Annotated in this window: 10 protein-coding genes; 5 read left to right on the forward strand and 5 right to left on the reverse strand. The window is 43.6% G+C overall.

Features of this window, described 5'->3' with window-relative positions:
* Positions 1-130 precede the first annotated feature (130 nt).
* The 5 genes from GB992_RS00915 to GB992_RS00935 form a co-directional block, all read right to left on the reverse strand.
* On the reverse strand, positions 131-406 hold the full coding sequence (locus GB992_RS00915; RefSeq protein ID WP_161000835.1) for a hypothetical protein: 276 nt from the start codon (positions 404-406) through the stop codon (positions 131-133).
* Between the two features lie 394 nt (positions 407-800).
* The gene (locus GB992_RS00920) at positions 801-2,075 is read right to left on the reverse strand and encodes a replication-associated recombination protein A (RefSeq protein ID WP_161000904.1); all 1,275 of its coding nucleotides are present in this window, start codon (positions 2,073-2,075) and stop codon (positions 801-803) included.
* 137 nt (positions 2,076-2,212) lie between these two features.
* Complete coding sequence (locus GB992_RS00925) at positions 2,213-2,695, reverse strand: YueI family protein (RefSeq protein ID WP_161000836.1); 483 nt, start codon at positions 2,693-2,695, stop codon at positions 2,213-2,215.
* Between the two features lie 148 nt (positions 2,696-2,843).
* A complete protein-coding gene (gene rpsD / locus GB992_RS00930; protein ID WP_017261223.1) occupies positions 2,844-3,452 on the reverse strand; it encodes a 30S ribosomal protein S4 in 609 nt (202 codons plus the stop codon).
* Positions 3,453-3,657: 205 nt separating this feature from the next.
* Entirely contained in the window at positions 3,658-4,128 is a 471-nt protein-coding gene (locus GB992_RS00935; RefSeq protein ID WP_161000837.1) for a GAF domain-containing protein, read from the reverse strand.
* Positions 4,129-4,326: 198 nt separating this feature from the next.
* Here GB992_RS00935 and ezrA point away from each other — a divergent pair, with 198 nt between their 5' ends.
* The 5 genes from ezrA to GB992_RS00960 all read left to right on the forward strand — a co-directional run bounded on the left by ezrA (position 4,327) and on the right by GB992_RS00960 (position 11,403).
* The gene (gene ezrA / locus GB992_RS00940; RefSeq protein WP_161000838.1) at positions 4,327-6,048 is read left to right on the forward strand and encodes a septation ring formation regulator EzrA; all 1,722 of its coding nucleotides are present in this window, start codon (positions 4,327-4,329) and stop codon (positions 6,046-6,048) included.
* Between the two features lie 260 nt (positions 6,049-6,308).
* Complete coding sequence (locus GB992_RS00945; RefSeq protein ID WP_161000839.1) at positions 6,309-7,457, forward strand: cysteine desulfurase family protein; 1,149 nt, start codon at positions 6,309-6,311, stop codon at positions 7,455-7,457.
* An 84-nt stretch (positions 7,458-7,541) separates the two neighbouring features.
* Positions 7,542-8,759, forward strand: a complete 1,218-nt coding sequence (gene thiI / locus GB992_RS00950) for a tRNA uracil 4-sulfurtransferase ThiI (protein ID WP_161000840.1) — start codon at positions 7,542-7,544, stop codon at positions 8,757-8,759.
* A gap of 36 nt (positions 8,760-8,795) precedes the next feature.
* Entirely contained in the window at positions 8,796-9,773 is a 978-nt protein-coding gene (locus tag GB992_RS00955) for a LacI family DNA-binding transcriptional regulator (RefSeq protein WP_161000841.1), read from the forward strand.
* Between the two features lie 268 nt (positions 9,774-10,041).
* Positions 10,042-11,403 (forward strand): SLC45 family MFS transporter, encoded by a 1,362-nt coding sequence (locus tag GB992_RS00960; protein WP_161000842.1) that lies wholly within the window; start codon positions 10,042-10,044, stop codon positions 11,401-11,403.
* Positions 11,404-11,430 lie beyond the last annotated feature (27 nt).

The raw sequence follows: 11,430 nt of genomic DNA on the forward strand, positions 1-11,430 counted from the left end.
ATTAACCAGCGACCGCTTAAAATACTCGACTGGCAAACACCGTATCAGGTTATGCTGACAAATTTGTCCAAAAATTCGGATTAAATTTGCAATCTACCTGTTAAGGAAAATTCACTAACTGCTATGGCTACTAGTTCATAAAGCGGACGAGTGTTAATCCGAGCAGCATCCCTGATAGACAGCCGACAATCAAAGCGATGACCATCACAACGAGACTAAATAAACCTGCGATAGCCAACAGTCCAACGATGAACAATTCGATGGCCCAAAAAGTGAGCAGTGTGCCAATTTGTGGGTGACGATCAGGTGTAAACAATAAAAAGCCTGTTTGGCGGTGAAACCAAAGATAACCACTGATGAAAAAGAAGATGACTGCAAAAATGCAGATTAAAATTTTTATTAACATATTCTTACCTCATGAGAGTTAATTATAAATGACTCTTTCCTAAAACGATAGGGCGAATTGTTTTCATCGAAGTTAAAATTTGGCGATTCAAATAAAAGAAAAACGCCAGCCTCTAGGAGACTGACGTTCCAAAGTATGCACTTTGATGAAAACTAGTGATGCCGACAACCGGCTCTTCAGAGTTGACCCGCGACAAGGCAGGTGGGCGTGGCTGTTAAGGCTTCTGATTACCAAGAGAAAAGGCCTATCATAGGCGATACTAGAGTCACACCCTAAGTAAAAAGACTGTAAGGCAACACTGTAAGTTGAGCCTTGCGTACATCTTAGAATTCATATCGAACATAGCATGATTTTTTTAAAGACGCAATTATTAGCGTTGGTTGTTTGAAAAACATTATTTTTTGTTCCTAGGTGGTAATGGATGCCCACTAGCCGCCATTAGTCGGGCGTATTGTTCACCGAGTGCAGATTCATAGCGCCCATTGTCCTTAGGATGATAATAGGTTGCATTCGCCAAATTATCCGGCAAATATTGCTGCTTTATCCAGTCATTAGGGAAGTCATGTGGAAATTGATAGTTTACGCCGTGGCCCAGCTTAGCAGCGCCTTTATAATGGGCATCCTTTAAGTGAGCAGGAATATCACCGCTTTTACCGGCATTGACATCAGCCAGTGCACTGTCGACTGCGCTGATGCCGGAGTCTGATTTAGGAGACAAACAAAGCTCAATCACGGCGTCTGCTAGAGGAATTCGTCCTTCTGGCAGGCCTAACTGTTGAGCTGCCGTGACAGCTGAAACGGTGTGGGCGGTGGCAGGGGGATTTGCCAGTCCAATATCTTCATAGGCGATGACAAGAAGTCGACGGCAGATGATAGTTAGGTCACCAGCGGCAATTAAACGGCTCATGTAGTGTAGGGCGGCATTAGTGTCTGAACCCCGAATGGATTTTTGAAAAGCAGAAATAACATCATAGTGTGCGTCACCATCTTTATCCGCGGACAAGGCTTTGCGCTGTAAACATTCTTCAACGACCGGGAGTGTAATGTGGACAGTTTTATCATTGTCAGGATCAGTAGATTGAACGGCCAATTCTAGTGCATTAAGCGCACTACGCAGGTCACCATTGGTGGCACTGGCCAGGTGATGACGGGCATTTTCATCTAGATTGACCTTAATCTTACCTAAACCGTTTGACTCGTCCGCGAGTGCGCGATCGATGGCAGTTTCAATATCTTCAGGAGTGAGGGGATAAACTTCGAAGATTTGGGTACGGCTACGAATGGCAGGATTGATGTTGATATACGGATTTTCAGTGGTCGCTCCGATAAGAATAATGGCGCCGCTTTCTAACAGTGGTAGCAAAAAATCCTGTTTAACTTTGTCCAAACGGTGAATTTCGTCTAGTAATAAAACGACAGTGCCACTCATTTTAGCTTCTTCGGCGACGATTTGAAGTTCTTTTTTGCCGTCAGTCGCCGCGTTAAGCATTCGGAAAGCATATTTAGTTGATCCGGCAATAGCACTTGCAATACTTGTTTTACCGGTACCAGGTGGACCATAAAGAATCATGGAAGAAAGCAGTTTCGCTTTAACCATGCGATTAATGATTTTTCCAGGACCAACAAGATGTTGTTGGCCCACGATATCTTCAATGCGTTTAGGACGCATGCGATAAGCTAAAGGTTGCAAGGTGTTCCTCCGGTTAAAAGAAATGGTAAGTTGCGTGTGAGATCTAGTGACATAAACGCACTGAGTTCCTAGGGAGGGAAGCCAGTGCGTTTATAGATTGAATTCAGTAATAGTTTTCATTTATTGAATAACCGTTGCCAAAAGCTTGTTTTTTTCACTGGCTTTGGCTGATCACTATTAGATGAAGTTTGGTCGGCATATTTTTTGGCGATGTCAACAGGATTAACGTCAATGGCCGTTTTGGCAGTGACCACCAACGCTAAGTCATCGTCACCAATTTTATATTCAGGATCATTTTTAATTGTAAATGAGACCGCATGCATGGTTGTGGTTCGAATGTAGGGTCCTAAAACGTCCTGACCTAAATTTCCGTTCATCAACACGGTATTATTAACTTCGTCTCGTTGACTGAGGTCGTTGCCGAACGCAGTGAGGTAATCGCCACTCCTAAGTTGAGCAACGGTCATGGTCAGTGCAACGCGTTCACGAAATGTTCCCAGATAATGACGCTGTTCGTCCGGGTTGATTTTTGGAGTACCATAAATTGCATTTGAAAGGCGTTGGTTCGTATCACCATCTGTGCCATGATTATCAGCCATATCAATACCTCCCCAGTTGATTTCTCACTGGCTAGTATAACATAACCATTATATGTGACTGCGCATTTGGGACTTGTTACTGATTAAAAAAGAACATAGAAAAACCGATGGGCGAGCCCATCGGTTTCGAGAACAAGAAGTAAGAAAATTACAACTTGTTGTAGTATTCAACGATTAATGATTCGTCAATATCAGCATCCAGATCTTCACGTTCTGGCAAGCGAACTAATGAACCCTTTAAGTTGTCAGCATCGAACTCAACGTAAGCTGGGCGACCAACAACGGCTTCAACAGCGGCTTGGATAATAACTAATTTCTTTGACTTGTCACGAACGGCAATTTCTTGGCCAACTTTAACTTCGTATGAAGGAATGTCAACACGTTTGCCATCAACAGTGATGTGACCATGGTTAACCAATTGACGAGCTTGACGACGAGTAGTAGCCAAACCTAAACGGTAAACCATGTTGTCCAAACGACGTTCCAACAGAACGAGGAAGTTAGTACCATGCGTGCCCTTACGAATTTTACCAGCTTTAATGAACAAGTTAGCAAATTGACGTTCAGTCATGCCGTAGGTGAAACGCAACTTTTGCTTTTCACGTAATTGCGTACCATATTCTGAAACCTTACCACGACGACCTTGACCATGATCACCAGGGGCGTATGGACGACGAGCTAATTCTTTACCTGTTCCTGAAAGTGAAACGCCTAAACGACGTGACAATTTCCAGGAAGGACCTGTATAACGTGACATTTAAATGTCCTCCAAATAATTTGTTTGGAGTAAAATATGCGAAGTGTAGGCTCGGTATTCGTGCAGGTTGTTTTGCAATGTTCACCGGAGCAGCCCCGGATACTAGTTGAACCAACGATGGCACTAGGCAATCGCCGGCACCAATCTGTTGACGAGCTTACCACCTACTGCTGCAAATTTTACAACTGAAATAGTATACCGTGATTTAGGCGGTAATGTCAAGATGGCTTACGAGAGCCTGTGCGAATGCGGTTAGTTCAGCCACGTCTTCATTGCTAAACCGATTTAATGTTGGCGAGTCTAAATCCATGACACCAATTTTAACGTCATTTTTCGTTAATGGAACCACAAGTTCTGCATTGCTGGCAGAATCACATGCAATGTGGTCGGCAAACTCATGAACATTTGGCACAACTTGTACCTCTTGAGTGGTTAAAGCTGTGCCACAGACACCACGGCCTGGTTTAATGTGCACGCAGGCGACATTTCCCTGGAATGGGCCAAGCATAAGTTCATCGTCGGCACGGTGGTATAGGTAGAAACCGGCCCAGTTAAGATCGGGAACTGTTTGCTTCAATAAAGCAGAGGCATTTGCTAAATTTGCAATTAAATCGTGCTCATCAGTTAAGAGGGCGTCTAATTGCTGATTTAATAGGGATTTCGTTGTTTCAGACATGTGATCCTCCTTGGGTAAGAACTAAAAAAGTATAAAGTCACAGAAACGTAATCTAAAGCGAAAAACTGGCTATGCTATACTTTTCATTAGTTAGTTACGTTTCAATTAGTGAGATTTCAATTTGATGACGTACATTTTAATGATTTATTTCAAAAAAGCAAGCAATCAATGGCTTGCAAACGGGGATGGACGTGCAAAATGGTTCAAGTTTTAATTGGCATCATCATTCTAGCAATTATCTTGTTTGGAGCGGTCTTTGCGTTCCAAAAAATAACTGGTCGGAGAATTCAAGCGTTGAAGGATCGACGCGAGGATCTGCGTCAACTTCATGTAGACAAACAAGTTGAAACTGGTCATCAGTTGAGTTTGACGGGTCAATCGTTGACTGCTTTCAATGGCTTAACCGATGAATACCAGAGTGTGGAAACAAAGACGTTACCACGAGTTGACCAGGTGATTAATCAGCTGATGGTTGATGCACGGGGTATTAATTTTGTTAAAACCCGTAACGAGTTGCAGCAGGCAACTGACTTACTGGACGAAGCAACGGACAAGTTGATGCATGTGCAGGGCGGCCTTGAAGCGCTAAAAAAAGTCGACAGTGATCACCGAGCTGCTGTTAATCAATTGGAAAAGAAGTACCAAGATTTACGAAAGGTGCTCTTGTCTCAGAATTTAAGTTTCGGTCCTAGTATAGATAAGTTAGAACACAACCTTGCTGAACTCGAAGATCAGTTTGATGAGTTTACAAACTTATCTCAACAGGGCGATCATGTTGCTGCCCAGAAGGTATTGGATCAGTTGACTGAGGGCACAGATGACTTGGATCATTTGATTGATACCATTCCACCGTTATATCGTGATCTGAAGAGTGGCTTCAGTGATCAACTGAACGACATTGTTGATGGTTACCAACAGATGACGTCGCAAAATTTTGTGTTTGGCAACGTGGATATTCCCGGTCAAGTAAACCGGATTAAGGGTGAAATTCAGACAGCCAATCAACATTTATCCGATTTGGATGTTGCTACAACGACCGCCGATAATCATAATATTGAAGTTCAAATTGATGATTTATATGCAGTCCTTGAAAAAGAAGTTAAGGCTAAGCCTGAAGTTGATGATCAAAATGAAGAGTTGCAAGCTTTCTTAGCACATGCCAAACAGCAAAACCGCGCCCTGCAGGTCGAATTGGATCGACTTGGACAAAGCTATGTATTGAATCATGGTGAGCTCGACAATGCACAAACACTGGCAACAGAAATTGAAAAAATAGAAGAGTACTATCGTACGGATGTCAATGCATTAGCGACGCATACCGATAGCTATTCCAACATTCAACAACATCAGTTAGATCAGCTACAAGCTTTGACGCAGATTGAGCAGCAACAGCGTCAAATCAATGATGGCATCAAAGGATTGGGCGCACAGGAACAAAAAGCACGCCAACGTTTCCAACAGTTTGATAACCAGATGCACACCATCAAACGTCAGTTAGAGAGTCTGAACCTGCCTGGTTTGCCCAAGGACTACTTGGATTATTTCTACGTTGTCAGCGATGAAGTAGAGAAGCTGGGTGGTGCTCTGAGCCAAACTCAGATTAATATGGAAGATGTGACCAAGCAGTTAGTGATGATTCAGGCCGATTTGGCTACCTTAACGGAAAAGAGTAACGATGTTCGTGACAGTGCCGTGCTGGCTGAGCAATTGCTTCAATATGCTAATCGTTATCGTAATTCGGATGAAGAAATGGTTGCGGCCAGCCAACGCGCTCAACAACTGTTTGATCGCGATTATAAGTATTCCGAGTCATTAGAGACAATTGCTAATGCACTTGAAAAGATTGAGCCAGGCGCATACAAACGAATTGAAGATAGTTACTATGGTAATCAACCAGAAACACCGACTTCACAGGCGTAGCTAGGTTTTCTCTTCAAATAAGATAAATTGTTTCGTGAGCGTTAATTGAAAATGCCGATTGTCTGTGTGAAGTATGCATGGATGATCGTTTTTTCGTTACAACCGCAATAGGAACATATGGTTGCTAACAATGGCACGCTCGTTATGTGATGAATGTTGTCGTGAATGGACAGATGTTCGCATGAGGGCGGGCAAACGTGATATACTGATTCAAGTTTTTAACTCGAGTCGAACCGAATTTAAAACGAGGAAGGGACAACATGATTTACTTTGATAACAGCGCAACGACAAAGGTGGCACCATCTGTTTTGGAGACGTACTCCAAAGTCAGTCAAACCATTTGGGGCAATCCGTCGTCTTTGCATAATTTTGGTGAACAAGCCTATAACTTGCTAGAGCAATCTCGTCAACAGATTGCGGATTTATTAGGCGTTAAGTTGAGTGAAATTTTGTTTACCAGTGGGGGTACTGAAGGCGACAACTGGGTCGTTAAAGGTACAGCGATGGAAAAACGGGCGTTTGGTCGCCACATTATTACTTCTTCTGTGGAACACCCTGCAGTGCATAACTCTATGGAGCAATTAGCACAACTTGGTTATGAGATTACGTATCTACCTGTTGATGAAGAGGGACGCGTCAGTGCGGCCGATGTGAAGGCAGCAATTCGACCGGATACGATTTTAGTCTCTGTGATGGCAGTTAATAACGAAGTTGGCAGTATTCAGCCATTAAAGGATATCGCAGCTGTTTTACAGGATTATCCGACGATTCACTTCCACATTGACGCCGTTCAGGGCATTGGTAAAGGCATCTCGGATTTAATTTTTAACGATCGCGTTGACTTTATTACCTTTTCCGGTCATAAGTTCCATGCCCCTCGTGGCATCGGCTTTATTTACGCTCGCTCAGGCAAACGAATTGCGCCGTTGATGACCGGTGGTGGTCAAGAACGTAATTTGCGTAGTGGGACAGAGAATCTACCTGCAATCGCGGGGATGGCGCGTGCTCTACGTTTGTTACTGACAAATGAAGAGACCAACGTTGCAAATGAGCGGGCGGTTCGCGGTCGAATCTTGAATCACATCAAAGATTTTCCGAAAGTCACGTTGTTTTCACAAGATAATGACCATTTTGCACCGCATATTTTATGCTTTGCTATTGAAGGTGTTCGTGGTGAAACGATTGTGCATGCTTTTGAAGATCATGATATCTACATTTCGACAACGAGCGCTTGTTCTTCCAAGAAACATTTGGCCTCAAGCACGCTTAAAGCAATGAAGGTGCCAGACCAAATTTCAACCAGTGCTGTTCGTGTGAGCTTGGATGAAAATAATATGTTAGCTGAAGCAGACACATTTAATCAAGTGTTTGATCAGCTATATGAGCAGTTTAAGAAAATTAATAGCTAGGCGATTGAGCGAATTTGTGACAAACGATCGGCAGGTAATCAACTGCTAATAAAGTAATTGAAGACAAATAAGGGAGGCTCGTTAATGCAATATGATGAAATTATGGTTCGCTATGGCGAATTATCAACAAAGGGGAAAAACCGTAAGTCGTTTATTGACCGTTTAGGCAATAATGTCCGTGGCGTGCTTCATGATATTCCCGACGTAAAGGTTCATCCTGATCATGACAGAATGCACTTAACACTTAATGGTGCGGACTCAGCGTTAGTGATGAAACGGTTGAGCAACGTTTTCGGAATCGAAAACTATTCACCATCTGTCAAGGTGGATCTGGATCAAGCATTGGTTGACCAACAGGCCATTGACATGGTTAAAGAGCAATACAAGCCAGGCATGACGTTTAAAATCGATACGCGCCGGTCTAATCATCATTTTGGTTTGAGCACGTATGAAATGAATGATCATCTGGGTGGTGTCATTTTAAACGCTTTTGAGGATATTCATGTCCAAATGAAGCAACCTGATTTAACGCTGCGGGTTGAAGTACGTAACAACGGGATCTTTCTGTCTAGTCAAACGTTTGCTGGCGCCATGGGAATGCCTGTGGGAACCGCTGGTAAAGGGATGATGATGTTGTCAGGGGGCATTGACTCACCAGTCGCGGCTTACCTAGCGATGAAACGTGGCGTTCAAGTCGAAATGGTGCATTTCTTTAGCCCGCCATACACGAGTCAACAGGCACTGGATAAGGCCATGGAATTAACGGCTAAGTTAACGGCCTATACTGGCAAGATTCGATTTATTCAGGTGCCATTTACCAAGATTCAGGAAGAAATCAAAGAGAAGGTTCCTGAAGGCTATCTGATGACGGTACAACGTCGGATGATGTTGCGTTTGACCGTTGCTTTAGCAGAAAAACGCCACGGATTAGGCATTTTCAACGGCGAGTCTCTAGGTCAGGTCGCGTCTCAAACGATGGAAAGCATGCTGGCTATTAATGATGTGACAACTATGCCAATCTTACGGCCAGTGGTTTCAATGGATAAGAATGAAATCATTGATGTAGCCAAGAAGATTGATACATTTGATCTGTCAGTGTTACCGTTTGAGGATTGTTGTACGATTTTTGCACCGCCAGCACCTAAGACAAAGCCTAACCTGGATCGGACGCGCGAGTTTGAACAGCGAATTGATGTCGAAGGTTTGCTTGAGGAAGCACTGGCTGGTGTCAAAATGACAGAGATTCATCCCGGTGAAACTTTCTTGAATCAACAAGAGGACGTATTCGCCGAACTGCTATAATGATAAAAAGATTATTTTGAAAAGTCAGGTGCAGGCATGATAACGATCAGGGATATTGCAAATCAAGCGGGGGTGTCGGTTTCAACGGCGTCGCGAGCTTTGAACGATAATCCGCGGATTTCGGCGGCTACGAGACGACGCATTCAGTCGCTAGCAGCACGTTTGGGATACGTCCCCAACTATAACGCGAAGAGTTTAACCCGTGGTGAAGCAAACGTGGTTGGTGTCGTGTTTCCACCTAGTCAAAGTAGCACGCAGGGCAATCCATTCTTCATTGATGCCATGCGTGGCATCAATAGGGTGTTGACACAACGGCAGTATGTGCTATCTGTTGCGATTGGTGAAACGTCTGATGATGTATTGGCCAATGTGTCAGCGATGGTTGATCAGGCCAAGGTTAAACGCTTTGTTTTACTGTATTCCCACGAAGATGATCCTGTTGCCGATTATTTGCGGTTGGCTGGACTACGGTTTGTCATTGTTGGTCAACCAAGTGTTAGCCACGATGATGACTATGTTGACAATGACAATGTGGCTGCTGGTGAGGCGGGGGCAACGTATCTGCTTGATAAGCTTCATGCTAACCGACCTGTATTTGTTAGTTCTGCAGTAGATTGGCCATACGAGCAAAATCGTCGTCAAGGATTTAAACAAATTGCTGCTAAGCGTGGTGTACCGACTGTTGAAACGCAGTTACCCCGTGCTGACGCACCAATTGCTTCGATAACCGAATGGCTTGAAAAGCATCCTAACATTGATGGTATTTTGGCCACGGATGATCTGATTGGGCTGTCGTTTTATCAACGATGGCAACATGTTCATCCGGACGCACAGGTGCCATTGGTCAGCTACAACCGATCGATTTCGTTACCGTTGCCAAACGTCAATTTCCATTCAATTGATTTGTATCCCGAACGCTTGGGTGCCGCTGCGGCTGAACTCGTTTTTCGTAAGCATTCAACGGAAGCAGGTCATGAGAATCGGATCATTCTGCCGTTTGAGCAGTTGAACTAATTAATGCGCTAAAAAATTGAAAGCCATCGCTATGGTGACACCGCAAACAGGTGTTACGTTAGCGATGGCTTTTATTTGTGACTGATAAAGTGGAATTGCTAGACAGTTTGGCCAATTAAGACAAGTAAGTAAAAAAGTTTAAAAAACTTTTGTGCAAACGGTTGCTTTTTATTGTAAGCGGTTGCATAATAAATATCGATTAATCAACGTTGCTCAATAACAACGCGTTTGCAATTATTGGTTTGATTTTTGAAATGGAGGAAGCAGCATGGCAGAGAATAAGTCGTCATCGCAGAGCGTCGATAAAAAGCATAAATTACCGACATTACCTGCTAGTGTTATTTGGATGATCAGTTTTGGTTTTCTTGGGGTCCAAATGGCCTTTTCGTTACAGAGCTCAAACATGGGTCGGATTTTCCAAACGATTGGGGCAGATCCAACCAAGTTAGGGGCGTTCTTCATCTTACCGCCGTTAGCTGGGTTGGTTGTTCAACCATTAGTTGGTTATTACTCAGACCGGACCTGGATGCCTAAACTTGGTCGCCGGATTCCTTACTTGTTAATTGGTGCCATTGTGGCGGTTATTGTCATGATGTTATTACCAAACGCTGGTAGTTTTGGATTTGGTTATGCATCGCTGACAGCCCTTTGGTTTGGTGCTATTACCATTTTGTTCATGGATTTATCCAGTAACGTTGCGATGCAACCATTCAAAATGATGGTTGGTGACATGGTCAACGATGACCAAAAAGGTTTTGCATACGGTGTTCAAAGTTTTCTTTCTAACACAGGTGCCGTTTTAGCTTCTGTCTTTCCGTTTTTACTGACAGCACTTGGTGTTGCCAACACAGCTAAAAAGGGTGTTGTACCACAATCTGTTATCATTTCATTCTATGTTGGTGCGGTTATCCTGATCATTTGTAGCTTATTCACGGTTTTCCGTGTGAAGGAATACGATCCTGCTACATACGCGCAGTATCATAACATTGATGAAAATGCGAACAAGAAGAGCGAAAACATGTTCAAGTTGTTAGCACACGCGCCAAAAGTATTCTGGACTGTTACGGTCGTCCAATTCTTCTGCTGGATGGGTTTCCAGTATCTATGGACATACGGTACTGGTGCGATTTCTAAAAATGTTTGGCAGGCAGTTAACCCAGCAAGTGCAGGGTATCAGGCCGCTGGTAACTGGTTTGGTTTAATGTCAGCAGTTCAATCACTTGCTGCTGTTGTGTGGTCACTTGTTATTGCACGGGTACCAAACAACTTGCACAAACAGGCGTACTCTTTAGGACTGGCCTTAGGGGCCGTTGGTTTTGGTTCAGTATTCTTTATCCACAACCGCTGGTTATTAATTGTTTCATTTATTTTAATTGGTATTGCTTGGGCTTCAATGATGGCATTCCCATTCACGATCCTGACAAACGCACTTTCTGGTGCCAACATGGGAACCTATCTTGGCTTATTCAACGGGTCAATTTGTTTGCCACAGATTGTTGCCAGTGTGCTTAGTTTTGGTTTGTTCCCACTTTTGGGTTCATCCATGCCTGTTATGATTTTACTTTCCGGTATTCTATTATTAGTCGGTGCGCTTTCCGTTGGTATCGTTCACGAAACGTATGCGGAATAAGAGTGATGCCGAAGCCCAGTTTGCACT

The organism is Furfurilactobacillus milii, from assembly GCF_009863985.1.
Lineage (GTDB): Bacteria > Bacillota > Bacilli > Lactobacillales > Lactobacillaceae > Furfurilactobacillus > Furfurilactobacillus milii_A.